The sequence below is a fragment of the Salmonella sp. NW645 genome (assembly GCF_051703725.1).
Classification (GTDB): domain Bacteria; phylum Pseudomonadota; class Gammaproteobacteria; order Enterobacterales; family Enterobacteriaceae; genus Salmonella; species Salmonella enterica.
In genome coordinates this window covers 289,136-312,939 of record NZ_JAMMKR010000001.1, presented here as the reverse complement: position 1 = coordinate 312,939, position 23,804 = coordinate 289,136, and the positions used below count along the sequence as shown (strand labels likewise).

Annotated in this window: 20 protein-coding genes, 1 tRNA gene and 3 other RNA genes; 13 read left to right on the top strand and 11 right to left on the bottom strand. The window is 53.7% G+C overall.

What is annotated here, in order from left to right; translation table 11 throughout:
- Positions 1-248 precede the first annotated feature (248 nt).
- Both ispE and lolB read right to left on the bottom strand, forming a co-directional pair.
- On the bottom strand, positions 249-1,100 hold the full coding sequence (gene ispE, locus NA389_RS01545) for a 4-(cytidine 5'-diphospho)-2-C-methyl-D-erythritol kinase (protein ID WP_000988253.1): 852 nt from the start codon (positions 1,098-1,100) through the stop codon (positions 249-251).
- Complete coding sequence (gene lolB / locus NA389_RS01540) at positions 1,097-1,720, bottom strand: lipoprotein insertase outer membrane protein LolB (RefSeq protein WP_000174484.1); 624 nt, start codon at positions 1,718-1,720, stop codon at positions 1,097-1,099. Before lolB ends, ispE begins: the two co-directional genes overlap by 4 nt.
- Before the next feature lie 313 nt (positions 1,721-2,033).
- Between lolB and hemA the strand changes: the two genes are divergently transcribed.
- The 6 genes from hemA to kdsA are packed head-to-tail and all read left to right on the top strand — an operon-like array spanning position 2,034 to position 7,337.
- Positions 2,034-3,290, top strand: coding sequence for a glutamyl-tRNA reductase (gene hemA, locus NA389_RS01535; protein ID WP_000173208.1), 1,257 nt, complete (start codon positions 2,034-2,036; stop codon positions 3,288-3,290).
- 40 nt (positions 3,291-3,330) lie between these two features.
- The gene (gene prfA, locus NA389_RS01530) at positions 3,331-4,413 is read left to right on the top strand and encodes a peptide chain release factor 1 (RefSeq protein ID WP_000804708.1); all 1,083 of its coding nucleotides are present in this window, start codon (positions 3,331-3,333) and stop codon (positions 4,411-4,413) included.
- The gene (prmC, locus tag NA389_RS01525; RefSeq protein WP_000347309.1) at positions 4,413-5,246 is read left to right on the top strand and encodes a peptide chain release factor N(5)-glutamine methyltransferase; all 834 of its coding nucleotides are present in this window, start codon (positions 4,413-4,415) and stop codon (positions 5,244-5,246) included. The genes prfA and prmC overlap by 1 nt, the downstream gene beginning before the upstream one ends.
- A complete protein-coding gene (gene sirB2 / locus NA389_RS01520) occupies positions 5,243-5,632 on the top strand; it encodes an invasion regulator SirB2 (RefSeq protein WP_000205401.1) in 390 nt (129 codons plus the stop codon). The genes prmC and sirB2 overlap by 4 nt, the downstream gene beginning before the upstream one ends.
- A 3-nt stretch (positions 5,633-5,635) precedes the next feature.
- A complete protein-coding gene (sirB1, locus tag NA389_RS01515; RefSeq protein WP_001257065.1) occupies positions 5,636-6,445 on the top strand; it encodes an invasion regulator SirB1 in 810 nt (269 codons plus the stop codon).
- 37 nt (positions 6,446-6,482) lie between these two features.
- A complete protein-coding gene (gene kdsA, locus NA389_RS01510) occupies positions 6,483-7,337 on the top strand; it encodes a 3-deoxy-8-phosphooctulonate synthase (protein ID WP_000811046.1) in 855 nt (284 codons plus the stop codon).
- Between the two features lie 53 nt (positions 7,338-7,390).
- Here kdsA and chaA read toward each other — a convergent pair whose 3' ends face one another.
- Positions 7,391-8,491, bottom strand: a complete 1,101-nt coding sequence (gene chaA / locus NA389_RS01505; protein ID WP_000148418.1) for a sodium-potassium/proton antiporter ChaA — start codon at positions 8,489-8,491, stop codon at positions 7,391-7,393.
- A gap of 266 nt (positions 8,492-8,757) precedes the next feature.
- Here chaA and chaB point away from each other — a divergent pair, with 266 nt between their 5' ends.
- Positions 8,758-8,988: a putative cation transport regulator ChaB gene (gene chaB, locus NA389_RS01500; protein ID WP_001146392.1), complete on the top strand. Its 231-nt coding sequence runs from the start codon at positions 8,758-8,760 to the stop codon at positions 8,986-8,988.
- A gap of 79 nt (positions 8,989-9,067) precedes the next feature.
- Here the strand turns inward: chaB and NA389_RS01495 are convergent, their stop codons facing one another.
- The gene (locus NA389_RS01495; RefSeq protein WP_001179794.1) at positions 9,068-9,421 is read right to left on the bottom strand and encodes a DsrE/DsrF/TusD sulfur relay family protein; all 354 of its coding nucleotides are present in this window, start codon (positions 9,419-9,421) and stop codon (positions 9,068-9,070) included.
- Between the two features lie 176 nt (positions 9,422-9,597).
- On the opposite strand from NA389_RS01495, the gene NA389_RS01490 reads away from it, so the two are divergent.
- Positions 9,598-11,022 carry a YchO/YchP family invasin gene (locus NA389_RS01490; RefSeq protein ID WP_001116355.1) on the top strand — a complete coding sequence of 475 codons (1,425 nt, stop codon included), beginning with the start codon at positions 9,598-9,600 and terminating at the stop codon, positions 11,020-11,022.
- On the opposite strand, the gene narL is transcribed toward NA389_RS01490, so the two are convergent.
- Positions 11,023-11,673: a two-component system response regulator NarL gene (gene narL / locus NA389_RS01485; protein ID WP_001064598.1), complete on the bottom strand. Its 651-nt coding sequence runs from the start codon at positions 11,671-11,673 to the stop codon at positions 11,023-11,025. It lies immediately after the preceding gene.
- The gene (narX, locus tag NA389_RS01480) at positions 11,666-13,462 is read right to left on the bottom strand and encodes a nitrate/nitrite two-component system sensor histidine kinase NarX (protein WP_000476244.1); all 1,797 of its coding nucleotides are present in this window, start codon (positions 13,460-13,462) and stop codon (positions 11,666-11,668) included. The genes narL and narX overlap by 8 nt, the downstream gene beginning before the upstream one ends.
- Positions 13,463-13,801: 339 nt before the next feature.
- Here narX and narK point away from each other — a divergent pair, with 339 nt between their 5' ends.
- The 5 genes from narK to narI all read left to right on the top strand — a co-directional run bounded on the left by narK (position 13,802) and on the right by narI (position 22,249).
- Positions 13,802-15,199 carry a nitrate transporter NarK gene (gene narK / locus NA389_RS01475; RefSeq protein ID WP_000019848.1) on the top strand — a complete coding sequence of 466 codons (1,398 nt, stop codon included), beginning with the start codon at positions 13,802-13,804 and terminating at the stop codon, positions 15,197-15,199.
- A 387-nt stretch (positions 15,200-15,586) separates the two neighbouring features.
- Entirely contained in the window at positions 15,587-19,330 is a 3,744-nt protein-coding gene (locus NA389_RS01470) for a nitrate reductase subunit alpha (protein ID WP_000032892.1), read from the top strand.
- Entirely contained in the window at positions 19,327-20,865 is a 1,539-nt protein-coding gene (gene narH, locus NA389_RS01465) for a nitrate reductase subunit beta (RefSeq protein WP_000702614.1), read from the top strand. The genes NA389_RS01470 and narH overlap by 4 nt, the downstream gene beginning before the upstream one ends.
- The gene (gene narJ / locus NA389_RS01460) at positions 20,862-21,572 is read left to right on the top strand and encodes a nitrate reductase molybdenum cofactor assembly chaperone (protein ID WP_000571665.1); all 711 of its coding nucleotides are present in this window, start codon (positions 20,862-20,864) and stop codon (positions 21,570-21,572) included. The genes narH and narJ overlap by 4 nt, the downstream gene beginning before the upstream one ends.
- On the top strand, positions 21,572-22,249 hold the full coding sequence (gene narI, locus NA389_RS01455) for a respiratory nitrate reductase subunit gamma (protein ID WP_000545592.1): 678 nt from the start codon (positions 21,572-21,574) through the stop codon (positions 22,247-22,249). The genes narJ and narI overlap by 1 nt, the downstream gene beginning before the upstream one ends.
- Before the next feature lie 166 nt (positions 22,250-22,415).
- Here the strand turns inward: narI and NA389_RS01450 are convergent, their stop codons facing one another.
- From NA389_RS01450 to NA389_RS01430, 5 genes are all read right to left on the bottom strand, one after another.
- Positions 22,416-22,970: an AAA family ATPase gene (locus tag NA389_RS01450; RefSeq protein WP_001088482.1), complete on the bottom strand. Its 555-nt coding sequence runs from the start codon at positions 22,968-22,970 to the stop codon at positions 22,416-22,418.
- Positions 22,971-23,086: 116 nt separating this feature from the next.
- A non-coding RNA gene (locus tag NA389_RS01445) (RtT sRNA) lies at positions 23,087-23,217 on the bottom strand.
- 44 nt (positions 23,218-23,261) lie between these two features.
- Positions 23,262-23,393: non-coding RNA, RtT sRNA (locus NA389_RS01440), on the bottom strand.
- A gap of 43 nt (positions 23,394-23,436) precedes the next feature.
- A non-coding RNA gene (locus tag NA389_RS01435) (RtT sRNA) lies at positions 23,437-23,567 on the bottom strand.
- Positions 23,568-23,610: 43 nt separating this feature from the next.
- Positions 23,611-23,695: transfer RNA gene (locus tag NA389_RS01430), tRNA-Tyr, on the bottom strand.
- Between the last annotated feature and the right edge of the window lie 109 nt (positions 23,696-23,804).

Genomic DNA, 23,804 nt, shown 5'->3' with positions numbered 1-23,804 from the left:
TGCGTCCATTGGTGGAAAAGATTTGCCGAAAACTGTGCGGGCCAGGCAAAATCCTATCCAGGCGGTGTATTAAAGAGCGCGATGCAACGTCTGGAACAAGGTGACGTTGTCACCGAAGCTCAGCTTGCCCGGCTTACTCGTCTTCATTCACGTTTCATGTGCGCTGGCATCGATGCCTCACACCGGTCAAATACGACATATATGACCGGCGACTCGTCATTTCGCCATCTTCCTGAAACCCGAATGCGTTAGAGTAACTCTCGATGCAATGGGGAGAGGTTGACACCCTTCGCCACAAAAGCATTGAGCCATTCCGGGGCTTGCTCAAGCACCTGGCGAGCACAAGACTCTGTATCGAATTCAGCAAAGACACAGGCCCCTGTCCCAGTCAGGCGCGACGGCGCGTATTCTAACAGCCAGGAAAGCGCCGCATCAACCTCGCGAAAACGTTTTCTTGCGATAACCTCGCAATCATTGCTGAATTCACATTTTAGTAACGTATCTATTGACCTTTTTGGCGTATTGCGCGGCAATTGAGGATCTTTAAAGATAACCGGTGTCGGAATGCTTACGCCAGGGTGCGCGACCAGATACCATTTTTCCGGCGGATTCACCGGCGTTAATATTTCGCCTACGCCTTCGGCAAACGCGGCGTGGCCACGAACAAAGACCGGGACGTCGGCGCCGAGCGTCAGGCCGAGCGTCGCCAGTTCATCAATGGAAAGCCCGCATTGCCAAAGATGATTGAGCGCCACCAGAACGGTCGCGGCGTTAGACGAGCCGCCGCCCAGACCGCCGCCCATGGGAAGGCGCTTCTCAATGCTGATATCCGCGCCGCTTCCGGCGGGCAGGCGCCCACTCTCCGAGGCGACTTTCATCAACAGCCGCGCGGCGCGGACGATCAGGTTGTCTTCATTTTCAACGCCGGTAACCGGCGTTAATAAATGGATCTCGCCATCGTGACGCGGTTCGATGTGGAGTGTGTCGCCATAATCCAGAAACTGAAACAGCGTCTGCAGCGTGTGGTAGCCGTCTGCACGCTGTCCGGTGATATATAAAAACAGATTTAATTTTGCCGGAGAGGGCCAATGGGTCATCATTTCACAATCCAGTTATCCATTTTCAGCTTAATGCGCTGACTGCCGTCTGAAAGCTCCATATTGGCAGGCATGGCAGGCTGCGTTTTGCTGTCATAGCCACCGTAAACCACTTTCCAGTTTTTACCATCCTGGCGATAGTTCACTTCGCTCAGGCGGTACTGGTCGTCCAGTTTGTAGTCGGTGGCATCGCCAGGCAGGCCGAGGATCCACTGCCGCAGGCTGTTTAACGGAATCGGCATCCCGGTGAGTTTGCCGATCATCTCTTCGGCGTCATCGGCGGTATAACGCTGGCCTTTGTTATCCACCAACTGGACGTTGCCCGGCTGGGCGTTAAGCTCCAGCTCGGTGCTGCCCAGCGGGTTGGTAAGCAGCAGGCGGTAGCGATCCTGTCCGGTCTGTTGCCAGAAGAAGCGCGCATAGACTTTCTGATCATCTGAGATGTAAGCAAAGGCGCCGCGCGTCTGGTATTGATTCAGATGACGCACCTCTTGCTGATGCTGGCGCCACTGAGGGGAATCCGGGCTCTTGCCCGGGCCTTTATGCCCAGGAAGCGTACAGGCGGTGAGAACCAGGCTTGCTAACGGCAGTAGACGAATCAGGCGAAAATCGGGCAGGGTCATAGTGATGACGAATCCTTGTGATACGGTGCAATAATTGCCTGATGGCGTTACGCTTATCAGGCCTGAAAACTGAACCTGCAGGCTGTAAAAACGTTCGCGCCGCGATTCGGCAAATTTTTGCTATCGGTTACAGTTATAGCCTTTAATGCTAGCGCCGCCTGGTGACATCGTCTACTTTCAAGTTGTCTTAAATCATCAAATTAGCGAGCGCTGCCAATTACTCCAAAAGGGGGCTCTCTCTTTTATTGACCACGCGCATCCTGTATGATGCAAGCAGACTAACCATATCAACGCTGGTACTACTCCCGCAGACATGACCCTTTTAGCGCTCGGTATTAACCATAAAACGGCACCTGTATCGCTGCGAGAACGCGTAACGTTTTCGCCGGACACGCTTGATCAGGCGCTGGACAGCCTGCTTGCGCAGCCAATGGTGCAGGGCGGGGTCGTGCTGTCAACCTGTAACCGTACAGAGCTGTATCTGAGCGTGGAAGAGCAGGATAACCTGCAGGAAGCGCTGATCCGCTGGTTATGCGATTACCATAACCTGAACGAGGACGATCTGCGCAACAGTCTGTACTGGCATCAGGACAATGACGCCGTCAGCCACCTGATGCGCGTCGCCAGCGGTCTGGATTCACTGGTGCTGGGCGAACCGCAAATCCTCGGTCAGGTGAAAAAAGCGTTTGCGGATTCGCAAAAAGGCCACCTTAACGCCAGCGCGCTGGAGCGAATGTTTCAGAAGTCGTTTTCCGTCGCCAAGCGAGTGCGGACTGAAACCGATATCGGCGCCAGCGCCGTCTCCGTCGCGTTTGCCGCCTGTACGCTCGCTCGCCAAATCTTTGAATCGCTCTCGACGGTCACTGTACTGTTAGTTGGCGCGGGCGAAACTATTGAACTAGTGGCGCGTCACCTGCGCGAGCATAAAGTACAAAAGATGATTATCGCCAACCGAACCCGCGAGCGCGCGCAAGCCCTGGCGGATGAAGTAGGCGCTGAGGTTATCTCGCTCAGCGATATCGACGCCCGTTTGCAGGATGCCGATATTATCATCAGTTCGACCGCCAGCCCGCTGCCGATTATCGGTAAAGGCATGGTGGAGCGCGCATTAAAAAGCCGTCGCAACCAGCCGATGCTGCTGGTGGATATCGCCGTACCGCGCGACGTTGAGCCGGAAGTCGGCAAACTGGCGAACGCTTATCTTTATAGCGTCGATGATTTACAGAGCATCATTTCGCATAATCTGGCGCAGCGTCAGGCTGCGGCGGTAGAAGCGGAAACGATTGTTGAGCAGGAAGCCAGCGAGTTTATGGCCTGGCTACGCGCCCAGGGGGCCAGCGAGACCATTCGGGAATACCGTAGTCAGTCGGAGCAGATTCGTGACGAACTGACTACCAAAGCGCTGTCGGCCCTTCAACAGGGCGGTGATGCGCAAGCCATCTTGCAGGATCTGGCATGGAAACTGACCAACCGCCTGATTCATGCGCCAACGAAATCACTTCAACAGGCTGCCCGTGACGGGGATGACGAACGCCTGAATATTCTGCGCGACAGCCTCGGGCTGGAGTAGCAGCACACACCACACTTTTTTACAGGGTGAATTTACGCCTATGAAGCCTTCTATCGTTGCCAAACTGGAAGCCCTGCACGAACGCCATGAGGAAGTTCAGGCGTTGCTGGGCGATGCGGGAATTATCGCCGACCAGGACCGCTTTCGCGCATTGTCGCGCGAATATGCGCAATTAAGCGACGTTTCTCGCTGTTTTACGGACTGGCAACAGGTTCAGGACGATATCGAGACGGCTCAGATGATGCTCGACGATCCTGAAATGCGAGAAATGGCGCAGGAAGAACTGCGCGAAGCGAAAGAAAAAAGCGAACAACTGGAGCAACAGTTACAGGTACTGCTGCTGCCGAAAGATCCGGACGATGAACGAAACGCGTTCCTTGAGGTTCGCGCCGGCACCGGCGGCGATGAAGCCGCGCTGTTTGCCGGCGATCTGTTCCGCATGTACAGCCGTTATGCCGAATCGCGCCGCTGGCGCGTGGAGATCATGAGCATGAGCGAAGGCGAGCATGGCGGTTATAAAGAGATCATCGCCAAAATCAGCGGCGACGGCGTGTATGGCCGACTGAAATTTGAGTCCGGCGGACACCGCGTACAGCGTGTTCCGGCGACCGAGTCGCAGGGGCGTATCCATACCTCCGCCTGTACCGTCGCCGTGATGCCGGAGCTGCCGGAAGCCGAGCTGCCGGATATTAACCCGGCGGATCTGCGCATTGATACGTTTCGTTCTTCCGGCGCGGGCGGTCAGCACGTTAACACCACCGACTCCGCTATCCGTATTACCCACTTGCCGACCGGCATCGTGGTGGAATGCCAGGACGAGCGTTCGCAGCATAAAAACAAAGCGAAAGCGCTCTCGGTGCTCGGGGCGCGTATTCACGCCGCCGAAACGGCAAAACGCCAGCAGGCCGAGGCGTCAACGCGCCGCAACCTGCTTGGCAGCGGCGATCGCAGCGATCGTAACCGGACCTATAATTTCCCGCAGGGGCGCGTGACCGATCATCGTATTAATCTGACGTTATATCGCCTTGATGAAACGATGGAAGGTAAGTTGGATATGCTGATTGAGCCGATTGTTCAGGAACATCAGGCTGACCTGTTAGCCGCGTTGTCCGAGCAGGAATAATGGATTTTCAGCACTGGCTGCATGAGGCGGTAAACCAGCTCCGGGACAGCGACAGCCCCCGGCGCGACGCCGAGATCCTGCTTGAGTACGTTACGGGCAAGGGGCGGACGTATATCATGGCCTTTGGCGAAACGCCGCTTACTGACGTCCAGCAACAACAGCTCGCGGATCTGCTGCAGCGGCGTAAACAGGGCGAACCCATTGCGTACCTGACGGGCTTACGCGAATTCTGGTCGCTGCCGCTCTTCGTTTCTCCCGCCACGCTAATCCCGCGCCCGGATACCGAATGTCTGGTGGAACAGGCGTTGGCGCGATTGCCGGTCAAAACCTGTCGTATTCTGGATTTAGGCACCGGAACTGGCGCGATTGCGCTGGCGCTGGCCTGCGAGCGACCGGATTGTGAGGTGACTGCGGTCGATCGTATGCCTGATGCGGTTGCGCTGGCGATACGCAACGCGGAACATTTGGCTATCCGGAATGTGCGTATACTGCAAAGTTGTTGGTTCAGCGCGCTATCGGGGCAGCAGTTCGACATGATTGTCAGCAATCCGCCCTACATTGACGCGCAGGACCCGCACCTTAGCGAAGGCGATGTACGCTTTGAACCGCGCTCGGCGTTGGTGGCGGACGAAAACGGTATGGCGGATCTGACGCATATTATCGATAACGCCCGTCAGATGTTAACGCCCGGCGGCTTCCTGCTGCTGGAACACGGCTGGCAGCAGGGCGAAGCGGTAAGAGCGGTTTTCAGGCGGTCTGGTTACTCGGATGTAGAAACGTGTCGTGATTATGGTGGTAATGAACGCTTGACCTGCGGACGTTTTACGCCATGACAACTGCAATGTTGCTCACGCTTCATCTTATCTGTGTTGCGCTCTCCGTCAGTTTGTTTGTCGCTCGTTACTGGTGGCGCTATTGCGGCCATGCGTTGGCCGCCGCGCGCTGGACACGAATCGTGCCTCCCGTCATAGATACCCTGTTACTGCTTAGCGGTATCGGGTTAATCGTTAAAACGCACATCCTGCCATTCACGGAGTCGGGCTCATGGCTGACTGAAAAACTGTTTGGCGTTATCATCTACATCGTTTTGGGTTTTATTGCGCTTGATTATCGTCAGGCGCGCAGCCAGCAGGCGCGTTTTATCGCTTTCCCGCTGGCGCTGGTGGTGCTGTACATCATCATTAAACTCGCCACCACAAAAATACCGTTACTGGGGTAAGTCATGAGGTCGTTAGCTGATTTCGAATTTAACAATGCGCCGCTGTGTGATGGCATGATCCTGGCATCAGAGATGATTCGCCTGGATTTTCCCACGCAGTTTGTCTACGACGAACTGGAACGTCTGGTCAGTCTGGCGCAGGAAGAAATTAGCCAGCTCCTGTCTCAGGATGAGCAACTGGAAAAATTGCTGGCACTTTTTTACGGCGAGTGGGGGTTCACGGATTCCCGCGGCGTCTACCGTCTTTCTGATGCTTTATGGCTCGATAAAGTCCTGAAAAAACGCCAGGGTAGCGCGGTATCGTTGGGCGCTATTTTATTATGGATAGCAAACCGTCTTGATTTGCCGTTGGTGCCCGTTATCTTCCCAACGCAGTTGATTTTGCGTATTGAATCGCTGGAAGGGGAAATGTGGCTGATTAACCCGTTCAACGGTGAAACGCTTGATGAACATACTCTGGAAGTCTGGTTAAAAGGCAATATTAGTCCGGTCGCCGAGTTGTTTAATGAAGATTTGGACGAAGCGGATAACGCCGAAGTGATTCGTAAGCTACTGGATACGCTGAAATCCTCGCTGATGGAGGAACGGCAAATGGAGCTGGCGCTGCGCGTTAGCGAAGCATTGTTGCAATTTAACCCGGAAGATCCTTACGAAATCCGTGACCGCGGGTTGATCTACGCGCAGCTTGAGTGTGAACACGTTGCGCTGACTGATTTAAGCTACTTCGTTGAACAGTGTCCGGAAGACCCGATCAGCGAAATGATTCGTGCGCAGATCAACACCATTGCGCACAAGCAAATTGTTCTACATTAATTAACCGACATTTTACCTATAAGTGTAAGGCGATCCTATGAAACAAAAAGTGGTTAACATTGGCGACATTAAGGTGGCAAATGACCTGCCGTTTGTGCTGTTTGGCGGTATGAACGTGTTGGAGTCACGCGATCTGGCAATGCGCATTTGTGAGCACTACGTAACCGTTACCCAGAAGCTGGGTATTCCTTACGTGTTCAAGGCCTCTTTTGATAAAGCCAACCGTTCCTCTATTCACTCTTACCGTGGGCCGGGTCTGGAAGAAGGGATGAAAATCTTCCAGGAACTCAAGCAGACATTTGGCGTAAAAGTGATCACTGACGTCCACGAAGCCAGCCAGGCGCAGCCTGTGGCTGATGTGGTTGACGTGATTCAGCTCCCGGCGTTTCTGGCGCGCCAGACCGACCTGGTGGAAGCGATGGCGAAAACCGGCGCTGTGATTAACGTGAAAAAGCCGCAGTTCGTAAGCCCAGGTCAGATGGGCAATATCGTGGATAAGTTCCATGAGGGCGGCAACGATAAGGTGATTCTGTGCGACCGCGGCGCGAACTTCGGTTATGACAACCTGGTGGTAGATATGCTGGGCTTTAGCGTGATGAAAAAGGTCTCCGGCAACTCGCCGGTGATTTTCGACGTTACCCACGCGCTGCAATGCCGCGACCCATTTGGCGCCGCCTCTGGCGGTCGTCGTGGTCAGGTGACCGAGCTGGCGCGCGCCGGTATGGCTGTCGGTCTGGCGGGCCTGTTCCTGGAGTCGCATCCGGACCCGGCTAACGCGAAGTGCGACGGTCCTTCCGCGCTGCCGCTGGCGAAACTGGAGCAGTTCCTGACCCAGATAAAAGCGATTGATGATTTGGTGAAAAGCTTCGACGAGCTGGATACCGAGAACTGATTGCGGTTTTTAGCTTGTGTAGGCCGGATAAGATACTATCCGGCTTTTTTATATCAGGCAAAAATCGTCATCAGATAGGCGGCAAATAAAGCCAGATGCGCCGCGCCGTTTAGCACGTTGGTGCGTCCGGTAGAGAACGAAATATGGCACAGCACTAACGAGGCCACCATCACTACCATTTCCGGCGCGCCTAAACCAAACACCAGATCATTACCTGTCGCCCAGGCGATGAGCGTGACGACTGGCACGGTTAATGAAATCGTCGCCAACACCGATCCGAAGAACAGATTCATTGCCCGCTGAACCTGATTATTCAGTACCGCCTTCAGCGCGCCCAGTCCTTCCGGCGAGAGAATTAACAGCGCGACCAGGAAACCGGTAAAGGCGACCGGGGCGTTCATGCTGGTCAACAACGCCTCCAGCGGGCTGGCATTCATTTTGGTAACGGCAATGACCGCAATTAAATGAATGAGTAACCAGACCGTATGCCAGCCGCTACTGTGCGCGGAGGGTTTACCGTGGTGTGGATTGTCATCATCGCCTTCATCTTCATGTTCATAGATAAATAAGCTCTGGTGCGTTTTGGTTTGAATCAACAAAAATACGCCGTACATCGCGGCGGAAATTAACGCGACCAATAATGCCTGACCGGTAGAGAAATTGGCTTGTGGCAATGCCATTGGAAAAACCAGCACAATAATCGCCAGCGGAAACAGCGCGATAAGGTACTGCTTAATCCCGAATAAATTCATATATTGCGTTGCGAATTTACGCCCGCCCAACAACAACGAGAAACCGACCAGTCCCCCGGTGACAATCATAATAATAGAGTAGAGCGTATCACGCATAAGCGTTGGCGCAGCATCGCCGGTGGCCATCAGCGCTGAAATTAAACTCACTTCAAGAATAACGACGGACAGGCTTAAAATAAGCGATCCGTAGGGTTCGCCGAGTCGGTGCGCTAATACATCGGCATGACGGACCACGCTAAATGCGCTGCTTAAAATACCAATAAGTGCAAGGATATTGATGCCAATAACCACTGGTAGTGACTGGCTGCTTCCCCAAAGGAACAGCACTACCAGCGCAAGAACCGGGAAAATAAGCGAAGTCTCCTTATGGCGGGTTTTCACCGCCTCACAGGCATGTGTCATGAGGGTCTCCCTTGTGCAGGTGTTAATATTTTGGAAAGAGTAAAGAAGGTAAAAATAGCAGAAATTTGTATTTTTTTAGTGGTTTTTTACGTAGTTTTACGGCGTAGACGATTTTTTTCTTTCAAGGTCAGTAAAACAAGCATCTTGTTTTAACAGTGTTTAAATAACAAAAAGTTAATTTCCGTAAAAAGCAAAAATCCTCCTCGACTGGCGTAATAACGCATTGTTTACCACACTTAATGTTTTCCCTGAAGACGGAGGTGCGGATGCCGTATAAAGCCAAAAGTGATTTACCCGATAATGTGCGGAATGTTCTTCCAGCCCATGCCCAGGACATTTACAAAGAAGCGTTTAATAGCGCCTGGGAGCAATATAAAGATAAAGCCGATCGTCGTGATGACGCCAGTCGCGAGGAAACCGCACACAAAGTCGCCTGGGCGGCGGTTAAAAACGATTATGAAAAAGGCGAGGATGATAAATGGCATAAGAAAAAATAAACGCGGTATTACTCACGTGTTAGCCTGATTTTCTTGCCGGAAGTCTATCCTGACGCGGGAGCTTTTCCCGCGTACAGATTCAAAATGTCAGCACTTTGTCCGCTGCCAGCGTCCATTGCGCCAGCTCGACCAGCGTTCCGATTTCCACACCGTCAATCAGCGGCAGGGGAGTGATACCACGTCCGTCCGCACAGGTTTTGCATAATTTTACCGGTACGTTTTGCGCGGTCAGAATTTCCAGCATTTGCTGAATATTGTAGCCCTCGGCTGGTTTTTGACCGCGTAACCCTGCGGTTACGGCATCTGACATCAAAAACAGGCGTAAATCGAGATGGCTTTCCTGCTCGCGCAGCGCAATGGCCAGACGCAGGCTATTAAATAATGATTCGCTGCCGTAGGCGGCGCCGTTAGCGATAATGACGATATTTTGCATGGATAACCCTTCTCCTTGAGAAATTTTGTCGGTAATGGCGTTATGTTACCTCGGGAACCGGGTGCCGCCAAATGCGTGGATAAAATCCCGGGACGCTCTGCGGAAAAAATAAGGATATTCCTGGAAGCACGAGAAAAGGCTGCAAAACCTGTCCGGACACGTTATGGTTTACTCTGATGCCATTCCTCTTATCTTTTGTTGTAGAAGTTGCCGACACGTTGAGCCGTATTGTTTTTCGTTCATTCTCACTCTCGCTTCTCTTGCTGACTGCCAGCGGTACGATCTGTGCGCAGGCGCAAGACCCTTTCACGCAAAACCGTCTGCCGGATTTAGGCATGATGCCGGAATCCCACGAAGGGGAAAAGCATTTTGCCGAGATGGCCAAAGCGTTTGGCGAAGCCAGCATGAAAAATAACGATCTGGATACCGGTGAACAGGCGCGGCAATTCGCTTTCGGACAGGTACGCGATGTGGTCAGCGAGCAGGTTAACCAGCAGCTTGAAAGCTGGCTATCAGCCTGGGGCAGCGCCAGCGTTGATATTAACGTCGATAACGAAGGTCATTTTAACGGCAGTCGCGGAAGCTGGTTTATCCCTTTACAGGATAAACAGCGCTATCTGACCTGGAGCCAGCTTGGCCTTACGCAACAGACTGACGGACTGGTAAGCAATATTGGCGTAGGACAGCGCTGGGCGCAGGATGGCTGGCTTCTTGGCTATAATACCTTTTACGATAATCTGCTGGATGAACATTTGCAGCGCGCCGGCTTTGGCGCGGAGGCGTGGGGAGAATATTTGCGTTTATCCGCCAACTATTATCAGCCTTTTGCCGACTGGCAGACGCATACGGCGACCTTAGAACAGCGAATGGCGCGCGGATATGATATCAACGCGCAAATGCGGCTGCCGTTTTACCAGCATATCAATACCAGCGTTAGTCTGGAGCAGTACTTTGGCGATAGCGTGGATCTGTTTGACTCCGGAATGGGGTATCACAATCCTGTCGCGTTAAAACTGGGTCTCAACTATACGCCAGTACCTTTGCTTACCGTGACCGCCCAGCACAAACAGGGCGAGAGCGGGGTCAGTCAGAATAACCTGGGACTGACGCTTAACTACCGCTTCGGCATGTCGCTCAAAAAGCAGCTTGCCGCCAGTGAAGTGGCGCAAAGCCAGTCATTACGCGGTAGCCGCTATGATACGCCGCAACGTAACTCGCTGCCGACAATGGAGTATCGGCAGCGTAAAACGCTAACGGTTTTTCTGGCGACGCCGCCTTGGGATCTTACGCCTGGTGAGACGGTTGCGTTAAAATTGCAGGTGCGCAGCGTGCACGGTATTCGTCATTTGAGCTGGCAGGGCGATACACAGGCATTAAGTTTGACGGCAGGAACGGACACCCGCAGTACCGAGGGCTGGACAATCATTATGCCGGCCTGGGATCACCGCGAAGGCGCGGCAAATTGCTGGCGTTTATCGGTGGTGGTTGAGGATGAAAAAGGTCAGCGTGTCTCTTCCAATGAGATCACGCTCGCGCTGACTGAACCGTTTATCACGATGCCGGACGATAATCCGCATTGGCAACCGTTCCAGGAGCAATAATTAAAAGATGCGTTCCTGATGCACCCAGACGGCGGCCTCCACGCGCGATTTCAGCTTCATTTTCTTGAGCATATGTTTCACGTGCACTTTGACCGTACTTTCGGTGATATCCAGACGCCGGGCAATCATCTTATTTGGCAATCCCTGCGCGATGAGCTTCAGAATATCGCGCTCACGCGGGGTGAGTTGCGTTACATCGCGATCGGTGGTAGCGCGGTTGGCCCGCAGGCTGGCCGCCAGTACCGGCGTTAACGCTTCACTTAATACCATTTCGCCGGCGGCGGCCTGTTGTAACGCTTTGAGCAAGTCCTCAGGCTCCATGTCTTTCAACAGATAACCGTCCGCGCCGCGCTTTAGTGCCGTGACGACATCTTCTTCATGGTTGGATACGCTGAAAACGACAATACGTCCTGACAGCGCTTTTTCGCGTAATTTATCCAGCGTTTCGAGACCATTCATTCCCGGCATATTCAAATCAAGGAGGATCAGATCGGGATCGAGCGATTCCGCCAGGTCAATACCCTGCTCACCGTTGCTGGCTTCTCCGACCACGCTGATATCGGGCGCCATACTCACAAGCTGCTTTACACCCGTGCGTAGCATCGGATGGTCGTCAATTAACAGGATGGTTGCCGGTTCCTGATTATTCATGGGTATCTCCCTGGGTTTCTGTGAAGTTTGTTTCTGGAATAAAAGTAACAGTGACCTCTGTTCCGCCAGTCTCGCGTCGGCGTACCTGGCAATCGCCGCGCAAACTTTGCGCCCGATCGCGCATGATGATCATGCCGTAGTGATTACTGCGTTCGGCGTTTTCCGGGACGCCGCAGCCATTATCCTGCACTTTTAGTTTGACCTGTTTGCCACATTGCGTCACTGTCACCACCACATCGTCGGCATGAGAGTGTTTAAGGGCGTTGCTGAGGGCTTCCCTGGCAATTTGCAACAGGTGTATCGCCTGGTGTGAAGGCACCAGGCGGGGGGGAAGCTGATAATCCAGTTTTACCGTAAAGCCAAACCGGGCGCTGAACTCCTGGCAGCTTGCTTCCAGCGCCGGACGTAGCCCGGGTTCCGTCAACTGTAACCGGAAAGTGGTTAACAGTTCGCGCAGTTGCGCCCAGGAGCAGTTTAGCTCATTGCGAATTTGGCTGAGTAACTCACGGCTGCTTTCCGGTAACACGTCGCCCTGCATTTGCAGGCAGCTCACCTGCATCTTCATACAAGAGAGCGACTGGGCAATAGAATCATGCAGTTCGCGGGCAATGGTGGCACGCTCTTCCATGACAATCAACTGCTGCTGGCGCTCCTGATGCCTGTCGAGCGCCAGAGTCGCGGTAAGCTGTTCAACCAGCGTGTCCACCAACTGTTGCTGATCGTGGCTGAGATGGCGTCCATAGGGCAGCGTCGCCAGCAAAATACCGTATTGGGTGTGAGAGTCGGTGAGCCGCCATTTTAAGGTGGTGCCGCCGTTAATCATCGGCAGGGCGCTACGTGGGCAAAGGTGGCAGCCTTTATCATCGCAACTGATGTCCGACTGACAGGTAAATTCCTGGTGATTATCTTCATCTTCCAGGTCATAGACCCGCAGCTCAATATCATGCAACTGGGTTAAATTTTGCAGGCCATTCAGTACCGGTGAAAGACGCTCACATAGCGGAGCCTGTGAATGCAGTCGGCGGTTGGCTTGCCACAAAAACGAGAGAATCTGGTTTTTATGTTCCAGACCGGCTGTTTTTTCCTGTACGCGCTGTTCCAGTACCGCATAACTTTCGGCCAGTTCTTCAGACATATTATTGAGCGCAGAACCCAACGCGGCCATCTCATTGCGTCCACTGATATTGGCACGTTGGGTAAAGTCGCGCTGACTGACGGCGCGCGCCATTGATAATAACTGTTTCCAGGGCTGCAAAAGGCGAACACGTAGCCAGATAATCGTAAATACCAGCAATAGCGCCATAAAGATCGCCATTACCCGGTGAACTAATACCACGCGTTCGATACGCAATTCAGTAGTATGGTCGAACGACGTCACCAGGCGATCCAGGCCCGCCACAAAGCGCGTGACATCTTCTGCGACCGCGTGCGCGTTTTGCGCGTGCTGTAGTCCTGGCGAGAGTTCGTTATGCCAGTAATCCTGCAACGCTTTAAGCTGCTTTTGCTGCCCGTCTCGCTCAGCGGCGCGGGTCAGTTCCGGGCTGAATGCCGTTTGCTCCATCTCATCCAGCAGCTTTTGATCTTTAGCATCCAGCGGGACAGCGGCCAGTAGTCGATAGCTTTGCATACGCAATGAGCCCGCTTTATTAATCGCATGAGCGCTACCCTGTACGCCCTGAACCAGCCAGCCGGAAACCGCCATCCCCGCCACGCCGATAGCGGTAGAGAGCATGACAATCAGCGCCAGTTGGTTAACCAGCGTAAGAGGAGAGAAACACCGTTTAAACATGTTACCTTCTTTCTTCGGGGTAATGTCGCCGAAAAAACGTAGCAAAAAGAGGGGCGTCAATCGGCTGTGCCGCTATTCTCAACGATACAGCGGAGTATACCCATACCTATAACGAGTTACTCCTTAATTGCCGCCGTAGAGAGGTATCTGCGACGGGAAGGAGTAGACAGACACAGCATGGTGAAAAACCACAGCTTTTTTACCAAAATAGCCTACTCATTAAGGGTAATAACGCTTTTTAGTCGCCGGTGATGACGACTTTTCCTTTGATTTATATCAACTTACCTTCGGCAGTAAACCCTAATGTGGCAGACATCAAATCAAGAATCAGAGGTGTCTATGAGTCACTCATCCGCCCCGGAAAGGGCAACTGGCGCTGTTATCACGGAATGGCGTCCGGAAGATCCGGCGTTCTGGCAGCAGCGCGGCCATCGTGTCGCCAGCCGTAATTTGTGGATTTCTGTCCCGTGTTTACTGCTGGCGTTTTGCGTCTGGATGCTATTCAGCGCAGTGGCGGTGAACCTGCCGAAAGTGGGATTTAATTTTACGACCGATCAGCTCTTTATGTTGACTGCGCTGCCATCTGTTTCCGGCGCGCTGCTACGGGTGCCTTACTCCTTTATGGTGCCGCTATTTGGCGGACGTCGCTGGACAGCGTTCAGTACCGGTATCCTCATCGTGCCTTGCGTATGGTTAGGCTTTGCCGTTCAGGATACCAGTACGCCTTTTAGCACTTTCATTATTATTTCCTTGCTGTGTGGTTTTGCCGGCGCGAACTTTGCCTCCAGTATGGCGAACATCAGCTTTTTCTTTCCTAAACAAAAGCAGGGCGGCGCGCTGGGTCTGAACGGTGGTCTGGGCAATATGGGCGTGAGCGTGATGCAGCTGGTTGCGCCGCTGGTGGTTTCGCTCTCTATCTTTGCCGCCTTTGGCAGCCACGGTGTAGAGCAGCCGGACGGTTCTCAGCTCTATCTGGCGAACGCGGCCTGGATTTGGGTGCCTTTCCTGGCCATTTTTACGCTGGCGGCGTGGTTCGGCATGAACGAACTGGCGACGTCTAAGGCCTCGCTAAAAGAGCAACTGCCGGTGCTCAAACGTGGTCATCTGTGGATCATGAGTCTGCTGTATCTGGCGACCTTCGGATCGTTTATCGGTTTCTCCGCGGGGTTCGCTATGCTGTCTAAAACGCAATTCCCGGATGTGCAGATCCTGCATTATGCGTTTTTCGGTCCGTTTATCGGCGCGCTGGCGCGTTCGGCAGGCGGCGCAATTTCTGACCGTCTGGGGGGGACTCGCGTCACGCTTATCAACTTTGTCCTGATGGCGATTTTCAGCGGTCTGCTGTTCCTGACATTACCTACTGGCGGCGTTGGCGGTAGCTTTATCGCGTTCTACGGGGTATTTCTGGCGCTCTTCCTGACGGCTGGGTTGGGGAGTGGTTCTACCTTCCAGATGATCTCCGTTATCTTCCGTAAACTGACGATGGACCGGGTAAAAGCGGAAGGCGGGTCGGACGAAAGAGCCATGCGTGAAGCGGCGACCGATACGGCGGCGGCGCTGGGCTTTATTTCCGCGATTGGCGCGATTGGCGGCTTTTTTATTCCGAAAGCGTTTGGTTCATCTTTAGCCTTAACCGGTTCGCCAGTCGGCGCGATGAAAGTCTTTCTTATTTTCTATATCGCCTGCGTCGTTATTACTTGGGCGGTATATGGACGTCATTCTAAAAATAAAAAGTAACTTTTGATTATCCTTTGCGCGGCGTTAGACCGCGCTTTTTTTTATCTGCATTTAGTTACAACATACTTATAGTCAAAAAGATAGACGCGACAGGGCTAACCACGCACATCTTTATCGGTCATCCAGGGGGATACCCCTTAATACCCACTTGTTGAAAATTTAACATTCATGTCGTGCGTAAATTTAATTTTATACATTTAAATCAATAAGATATATAAATAAAATTCCTCCTCCAAAAGGAGTATGTAGAAGGTTTGCGCGCCATTTGCATCCCTGTCCGCCTTGATCGTTATCAATTCTCACGCCCATTCAGCGCGTTACCTTCGCCCTTAGTTAAGCAATGTCGATTTATCAGAGAGCCGTAAGGTTCCACACAGGAGAAACCCGATGAGTAAATTCCTGGACCGGTTTCGCTACTTCAAGCAGAAGGGCGAAACCTTTGCCGATGGGCACGGCCAGCTTCTCGAAACAAACCGGGACTGGGAGGACGGATACCGCCAACGTTGGCAGCATGACAAAATTGTGCGCTCAACCCATGGGGTGAACTGCACCGGTTCTTGTAGCTGGAAAATTTATGTCAAAAATGGTCTGGTGACCTGGGAAACACAGCAAACCGATTACCCGCGCACCCGTCCTGATATGCCAAACCATGAACCTCGCGGCTGCCCGCGCGGGGCAAGTTACTCCTGGTATCTCTACAGCGCTAACCGACTGAAATATCCGCTAATGCGCAAACGTCTGATGAAGATGTGGCGCGAGGCGAAAAAACTGCATCGCGATCCGGTAGAGGCATGGGCCTCCATCATTGAAGATGCCGATAAAGCCAAAAGCTTCAAACAGGCGCGTGGTCGTGGCGGCTTTGTTCGCTCCTCATGGCAGGAAGTGAACGAGCTGATCGCCGCCTCCAACGTGTACACCGTGAAAACCTATGGCCCTGACCGCGTCGCGGGCTTCTCACCCATTCCGGCGATGTCGATGGTTTCCTACGCTTCCGGCGCACGTTATCTTTCGCTGATTGGCGGTACCTGCCTGAGCTTTTACGACTGGTACTGCGACCTGCCGCCAGCCTCCCCGCAGACCTGGGGCGAGCAGACCGACGTGCCGGAATCCGCTGACTGGTACAACTCCAGCTATATTATCGCCTGGGGCTCTAACGTGCCGCAAACCCGTACGCCGGATGCCCACTTCTTTACCGAAGTACGTTACAAAGGCACTAAAACCGTCGCGGTGACGCCGGACTATGCTGAAATCGCCAAACTGTGCGATCTGTGGCTGGCGCCGAAGCAGGGGACCGATGCGGCGATGGCGCTGGCGATGGGCCACGTCATGCTGCGCGAGTTCCACCTCGACAACCCGCGCCAGTACTTCACCGATTATGTCCGTCGCTATACCGACATGCCAATGCTGGTGATGCTTGAAGAGCGTGATGGTTATTATGCCGCAGGTCGTATGCTGCGCGCTGCCGATCTCGTTGATTCGCTGGGGCAGGAAAATAACCCGGAATGGAAAACCGTCGCCATTAACAGCAACGGTGAAATGGTGGCGCCAAACGGTTCAATTGGTTTCCGCTGGGGCGAAAAAGGCAAATGGAACCTCGAACAGCGCGACGGGACTACCGGTGCAGAAACTGAATTGCAGCTCAGCTTGCTGGGCAGCCAGGATGAGATTGCTGACGTGGGCTTCCCGTATTTCGGCGGCGAAGGTTCAGAGTACTTTAATCATGTGGCGCTGGATAACGTCCTGCTGCATAAATTGCCGGTTAAACGTCTGCAACTGGCCGATGGTTCTTCAGCGTTAGTCACCACCGTGTATGACCTGACTATGGCGAACTATGGTCTGGAACGCGGCCTGAACGATGAAAATTGTGCTGCCAGTTATGACGATACCAAAGCGTATACGCCAGCATGGGCCGAGCAGATCACTGGCGTGCCGCGGGCGCAGATCATCCGTATCGCACGGGAGTTCGCCGATAACGCGGACAAAACGCACGGGCGTTCAATGATTATCGTTGGCGCCGGTCTGAACCACTGGTATCACCTCGATATGAACTATCGCGGGCTGATCAATATGTTGGTGTTCTGTGGTTGCGTTGGTCAGAGTGGTGGCGGCTGGGCGCACTACGTCGGCCAGGAAAAACTGCGTCCGCAGACCGGCTGGCAGCCGCTGGCGTTTGCCCTTGACTGGCAGCGTCCGGCGCGTCACATGAACAGCACCTCTTACTTCTATAACCACTCCAGCCAGTGGCGCTACGAGACGGTGACCGCCGAGGAGTTACTGTCGCCGATGGCGGACAAATCCCGCTATAGCGGTCATCTGATTGACTTCAATGTGCGCGCCGAGCGTATGGGCTGGTTGCCGTCGGCACCGCAGTTAGGCACCAACCCGCTGTATATTGCGCGTGAAGCGGAAAAAGCCGGTATGACGCCGGTAGATTATACCGTCAAATCCCTGAAAGAGGGTTCGATTCGCTTTGCCGCCGAGCAGCCGGAAAACGGTAAAAACCACCCGCGTAACCTGTTCATCTGGCGTTCTAACCTGCTTGGGTCTTCCGGTAAGGGCCATGAGTACATGCTGAAATATCTGCTGGGTACTGAGCATGGTATTCAGGGGCTGGATCTGGGTAAACAGGGCGGTGTGAAGCCGGAAGAAGTGGAGTGGCGTGACAATGGCCTGGACGGCAAACTGGATCTGGTGGTGACGCTGGACTTCCGCCTGTCGAGCACCTGCCTGTACTCCGATATCGTACTGCCGACCGCCACCTGGTATGAAAAAGACGATATGAATACCTCGGATATGCATCCGTTTATTCATCCGCTGTCTGCCGCCGTAGATCCGGCCTGGGAATCGAAAAGCGACTGGGAAATCTACAAAGGCATTGCGAAGAAATTCTCCGAAGTCTGTGTAGGCCACCTGGGTAAAGAGACTGACGTCGTGACGCTGCCGATCCAGCACGATTCTGCCGCTGAACTGGCGCAGCCGCTGGACGTGAAAGACTGGAAAAAAGGTGAATGCGACCTGATTCCAGGGAAAACCGCGCCGCACATCATGACCGTCGAGCGCGATTACCCAGCGACTTACGAACGCTTTACCTCTATCGGCCCGCTGATGGAGAAAATCGGCAACGGCGGGAAAGGGATTGCCTGGAACACGCAGAGCGAAATGGACTTGCTGCGTAAGCTCAATTACACCAAAGCGGACGGTCCGGCGAAAGGCCAGCCGATGCTCAACACGGCGATTGACGCGGCAGAGATGATCCTGACGTTAGCGCCGGAAACCAACGGTCAGGTGGCGGTGAAAGCCTGGGCGGCGCTGAGCGAGTTTACCGGTCGCGACCATACGTATCTGGCAACCAATAAAGAAGAAGAGAAAATCCGCTTCCGCGATATTCAGGCCCAGCCGCGCAAAATTATATCCAGCCCGACCTGGTCTGGTCTGGAAGATGAGCACGTTTCTTATAACGCCGGTTATACCAACGTTCACGAGTTGATTCCATGGCGTACGCTGTCTGGCCGCCAACAGTTGTATCAGGATCACCAGTGGATGCGCGACTTCGGCGAAAGTTTGCTGGTGTATCGTCCACCGATCGACACCCGCTCGGTGAAAGAGGTGATGGGGCGTAAATCCAACGGTAATCCGGAGAAGGCGCTCAACTTCCTGACGCCGCACCAGAAATGGGGTATCCACTCGACCTACAGCGATAACCTGTTGATGCTGACCTTGTCGCGTGGCGGCCCGATTGTGTGGATGAGCGAAACCGACGCCAAAGATCTGGGCATTGAAGATAACGACTGGATCGAAGTCTTCAACAGCAACGGCGCATTGACCGCACGCGCAGTGGTCAGCCAGCGTGTACCGGCGGGCATGACCATGATGTACCACGCGCAGGAACGTATCGTAAACCTGCCGGGGTCGGAAATTACCCAGCAGCGCGGCGGTATTCATAACTCGGTGACGCGCATTACGCCGAAACCGACCCATATGATCGGCGGCTATGCGCAGTTAGCCTACGGCTTTAACTACTACGGTACCGTCGGCTCCAACCGCGATGAGTTTGTGGTGGTACGTAAGATGAAGAACATTAACTGGCTGGATGGCGAAGGCAATGACCAGGTACAGGAGAGCGTAAAATGAAAATTCGTTCACAAGTCGGCATGGTGCTGAATCTCGATAAGTGCATCGGCTGTCATACCTGTTCAGTCACCTGTAAAAACGTCTGGACCAGTCGTGAAGGTATGGAATACGCGTGGTTCAACAACGTAGAAAGTAAGCCTGGCGTTGGTTTTCCGAATGACTGGGAAAATCAGGAAAAATGGAAAGGCGGCTGGATCCGCAAAATCAACGGCAAACTACAGCCGCGCATGGGCAACCGGGCGCTGCTGCTGGGTAAAATCTTCGCTAACCCGCATCTGCCAGGCATCGACGACTACTACGAGCCGTTTGATTTCGACTATCAGAATCTGCACACCGCGCCGGAAGGCAGCAAAGCGCAGCCGATTGCCCGTCCGCGCTCGCTGATTACCGGCCAGCGGATGGACAAAATTACCAGCGGGCCAAACTGGGAAGAGATTCTGGGCGGCGAGTTCGAAAAGCGCGCCAAAGATCAGAATTTCGAAAACATGCAGAAGGCGATGTACGGCCAGTTCGAAAACACCTTCATGATGTATCTGCCGCGCCTGTGCGAGCACTGTCTCAACCCGGCGTGCGTGGCGACCTGCCCGAGCGGTGCTATCTACAAGCGTGAAGAAGATGGCATCGTGCTGATCGACCAGGACAAGTGCCGCGGCTGGCGGATGTGCATCACCGGTTGCCCGTACAAGAAGATTTATTTCAACTGGAAGAGCGGCAAGTCCGAGAAGTGCATCTTCTGCTACCCGCGTATCGAAGCTGGCCAGCCGACCGTTTGCTCCGAAACCTGCGTGGGCCGTATCCGTTATCTTGGCGTACTGTTGTATGACGCAGATGCCATTGAAAGCGCCGCCAGTACGGAAAACGAAAAAGATCTGTACCAGCGTCAACTGGACGTGTTCCTCGATCCGAACGATCCGGCTGTCATTGAACAGGCGCTGAAGGACGGCGTGCCGCAGAGCGTGATCGATGCGGCGCAGCAATCGCCAGTGTACAAAATGGCGATGGACTGGAAGCTGGCGCTGCCGCTGCATCCGGAATACCGCACGCTGCCGATGGTCTGGTACGTGCCGCCTTTGTCACCGATTCAGTCTGCCGCCGACGCGGGTGAACTGGGCAGCAACGGTATTCTGCCGGATGTAGACAGTTTGCGTATCCCGGTGCAGTACCTGGCGAACCTGTTGACCGCTGGCGACACTCAGCCGGTACTGTTGGCGCTGAAACGCATGCTGGCGATGCGTCACTACAAACGTGCGGAAACCGTAGACGGTAAAGTGGATACCCGCGCGCTGGAAGAGGTGGGTTTAAGCGAAGCCCAGGCGCAGGAAATGTATCGTTACCTGGCAATTGCTAATTATGAAGATCGCTTTGTGGTGCCGAGCAGCCATCGTGAACTGGCGCGTGACGCATTCCCGGAGAAAAGCGGTTGTGGCTTTACCTTCGGCGATGGTTGCCACGGGTCTGATACCAAATTCAATCTGTTCAACAGCCGCCGCATCGACGCTGTTGATGTGACCAGCAAAACGGAGCCGCACGCATGATTGAACTCGTCATTGTTTCGCGTCTGCTCGAGTACCCGGATGCTGCCCTGTGGCAGCATCAGCAGGAGTTGTTCGATGCGCTCGCGTCATCTGAGAACCTGGATAAAGAGGATGCCCAGACTCTGGGCATTTTCCTGCGCGATTTAACCGCGCAGGACATGCTGGATGTACAGGCCGCTTATAGCGAACTGTTTGACCGTGGCCGTGCCACATCGCTGCTGCTGTTTGAACATGTACACGGGGAATCCCGCGATCGCGGTCAGGCGATGGTTGACCTGATGGCACAGTATGAGCAGCACGGTTTGCAGCTCGACAGCCGCGAACTTCCCGATCATCTGCCGCTGTATCTGGAATACCTTGCGCAGTTGCCGAAAAGCGAAGCGTTAGGGGGTTTACAGGATATCGCGCCGATTCTGGCGCTGCTAAGCGCACGTTTGCAACAGCGTGACAGCCGTTATGCGGTGCTGTTCGATCTGCTGTTAAAACTGGCGAATACCGTTATCGACAGCGATAAAGTGGCTGAAAAAATTGCGAATGAAGCACGTGATGATACCCCACAAGCGTTGGATGCGGTCTGGGAAGAAGAGCAGGTGAAATTCTTCGCCGATCAGGGGTGTGGCGAGTCGGAGATCTCCGCTCACCAGCGTCGTTTTGCCGGTGCCGTGGCGCCGCAATATCTGAATATCACCATCGGAGGACAGCACTAATGCACTTCCTGAATATGTTCTTCTTTGATATCTACCCGTACATTGCCGGATCGGTATTTCTGATCGGTAGCTGGTTACGTTACGACTACGGCCAGTACACCTGGCGGGCGGCTTCCAGTCAGATGCTGGATCGCAAAGGAATGAACCTGGCGTCAAACCTGTTCCACATTGGGATTTTGGGTATTTTCGCCGGTCACTTCCTGGGCATGTTAACGCCGCACTGGATGTATGAAGCTTTTCTGCCGGTCGACGTGAAACAGAAGATGGCGATGATTGCCGGCGGCGCCTGCGGCGTGCTGACGCTGGTTGGCGGTATTTTACTGCTCAAGCGTCGCCTGTTTAGCCCACGTGTCCGCGCCACTACTACCGCCGCAGATATTTTGATTCTCTCATTGCTGGTGATTCAGTGCGCGCTGGGTCTGCTGACCATTCCGTTCTCCGCCCAGCATATGGACGGGAGTGAAATGATGAAGCTGGTCGGGTGGGCGCAGTCAGTTGTGACCTTCCACGGTGGCGCATCCGCACATCTGGACGGTGTAGCCTTTATCTTCCGTATGCACCTGGTACTGGGGATGACGCTGTTCCTGTTATTCCCATTCTCGCGCCTGGTGCATATCTGGAGCGTGCCGGTCGAGTACCTGACCCGCAAGTATCAGATTGTACGTGCGCGTCACTGATTGTGCATTGACAAGCTTAAGTCACTGTAATACTGAGATGTATTCAGCAATATAGCAGAAAAAATAGCACGGGCATGGAGGCTGACTTCCTGCCCGTTTTTTCGCACTTCTTGCCCATTTTTCCCTGCGTGAGCGGGGATAAGCACACGTTGAACCGCTCGGTGCCTTATTTTCGGCTGGGTAATATGACATTAATAAGCCCCAGAAGCCGATTTACGCGCTCCTGAATTGATGCAGGCATCAACAAGTGGAGCCGATAACCATAACGTGGATATATTTCTCTCATTGCCTCATATGTCCGTACCGCTTCCTCCCACGATTGTGTTCGTTCGTTATCCTGCTTATATATCGCTTTCCATGGCGGGAGAATAATAACGTCAGTGGCATAGCGAAATTGGTTAATAGCACGATGTAACCGGTTGGGTATTGGTTCGCCCACCAGCGTGAGATAGCCTGCAATATCCGGCAGCGCACGGTCGTAGAAGAGGGGACGATCGGACTGTTCGGCCTGATACCAGGCATTAATATCCATTGCCTGCATGGCTTCTGCAAATCGCGCCGGAGAACGCCACGGCAGCGCATCGCCGTTTATGTCCATTTGTTGTTTGATAACAGCACGCCCGGATTCGGGCTGACAGTGGAAACCACTTTTTTCCAGAGCCGTAATCAGCGTAGTTTTACCCGCGCTGGGCCCGCCAGTAATGATAATGCGTGAATTCATAGCAATAGCCTTTATGCATTTGTAGTGAGGAAATTGGGGGTAGGTGTTGAAAAAGATCTGAAGGCAGCGGTTTTCGGATGTGAATGACGTGATTTGGAATAGATGTGTTCAGCAGCGGATGACGGGGGAAGGATTACTCAGCGCTGCGCGCTTCGCCCTTCGGGTCGTTGCCTACGGCAACGCTTTCTCGCTGCGCTCGAATCGAACCTTAGTCGAAGCTTCTCATCCTTCCCCGTACGGAGAGATATGAGACAGTGTGCTTAACGGGGATAAGATACGCGACGAGAGTGATGGTGGTGGGGGAAGGATTACTCAGCGCTGCGCGCTTCGCCCTTCGGGTCGTTGCCTGCGGCAACGCTTTCTCGCTTTCGCTCGAATCGAACCTTAGTCGAAGCTTCTCATCCTTCCCGTACAGAGAGATATAAGGCACTGTGCTTAGCGGGGATAAGATACGCGACGGGAGTGATGGTGGTGGGGGAAGGATGACTCAGCGCTGCGCGCTTCGCCCTTCGGGTCGTTGCCTACGGCAACGCTTTCTCGCTGCGCTCGAATCGAACCTTAGTCGAAGCTTCTCATCCTTCCCCGTACGGAGAGATATGAGCACTGTGCTTAACGGGGATAAGATACGCGACGGAAGTGATGGTGGTGGGGGAAGGATTCGAACCTTCGAAGTCGATGACGGCAGATTTACAGTCTGCTCCCTTTGGCCGCTCGGGAACCCCACCAGGGGTAATTCAAATTGTAGGTAAAGCTTGAAGATGGTGGTGGGGGAAGGATTCGAACCTTCGAAGTCGATGACGGCAGATTTACAGTCTGCTCCCTTTGGCCGCTCGG

Coding starts and splice junctions, on each gene's coding strand:
- kdsA (WP_000811046.1), top strand. CDS start 6,483: ATGAAACAAAAAGTGGTTAACATTGGCGACATTAAGGTGGCAAATGAC.
- chaA (WP_000148418.1), bottom strand. CDS start 8,491: ATGACACATGCCTGTGAGGCGGTGAAAACCCGCCATAAGGAGACTTCG.
- hemA (WP_000173208.1), top strand. CDS start 2,034: ATGACCCTTTTAGCGCTCGGTATTAACCATAAAACGGCACCTGTATCG.
- narI (WP_000545592.1), top strand. CDS start 21,572: ATGCACTTCCTGAATATGTTCTTCTTTGATATCTACCCGTACATTGCC.
- sirB1 (WP_001257065.1), top strand. CDS start 5,636: ATGAGGTCGTTAGCTGATTTCGAATTTAACAATGCGCCGCTGTGTGAT.
- narK (WP_000019848.1), top strand. CDS start 13,802: ATGAGTCACTCATCCGCCCCGGAAAGGGCAACTGGCGCTGTTATCACG.
- lolB (WP_000174484.1), bottom strand. CDS start 1,720: ATGACCCTGCCCGATTTTCGCCTGATTCGTCTACTGCCGTTAGCAAGC.
- NA389_RS01490 (WP_001116355.1), top strand. CDS start 9,598: ATGCCATTCCTCTTATCTTTTGTTGTAGAAGTTGCCGACACGTTGAGC.
- narH (WP_000702614.1), top strand. CDS start 19,327: ATGAAAATTCGTTCACAAGTCGGCATGGTGCTGAATCTCGATAAGTGC.
- chaB (WP_001146392.1), top strand. CDS start 8,758: ATGCCGTATAAAGCCAAAAGTGATTTACCCGATAATGTGCGGAATGTT.
- NA389_RS01450 (WP_001088482.1), bottom strand. CDS start 22,970: ATGAATTCACGCATTATCATTACTGGCGGGCCCAGCGCGGGTAAAACT.
- narX (WP_000476244.1), bottom strand. CDS start 13,462: ATGTTTAAACGGTGTTTCTCTCCTCTTACGCTGGTTAACCAACTGGCG.
- prmC (WP_000347309.1), top strand. CDS start 4,413: ATGGATTTTCAGCACTGGCTGCATGAGGCGGTAAACCAGCTCCGGGAC.
- narL (WP_001064598.1), bottom strand. CDS start 11,673: ATGAATAATCAGGAACCGGCAACCATCCTGTTAATTGACGACCATCCG.
- NA389_RS01495 (WP_001179794.1), bottom strand. CDS start 9,421: ATGCAAAATATCGTCATTATCGCTAACGGCGCCGCCTACGGCAGCGAA.
- sirB2 (WP_000205401.1), top strand. CDS start 5,243: ATGACAACTGCAATGTTGCTCACGCTTCATCTTATCTGTGTTGCGCTC.
- NA389_RS01470 (WP_000032892.1), top strand. CDS start 15,587: ATGAGTAAATTCCTGGACCGGTTTCGCTACTTCAAGCAGAAGGGCGAA.
- prfA (WP_000804708.1), top strand. CDS start 3,331: ATGAAGCCTTCTATCGTTGCCAAACTGGAAGCCCTGCACGAACGCCAT.
- narJ (WP_000571665.1), top strand. CDS start 20,862: ATGATTGAACTCGTCATTGTTTCGCGTCTGCTCGAGTACCCGGATGCT.
- ispE (WP_000988253.1), bottom strand. CDS start 1,100: ATGATGACCCATTGGCCCTCTCCGGCAAAATTAAATCTGTTTTTATAT.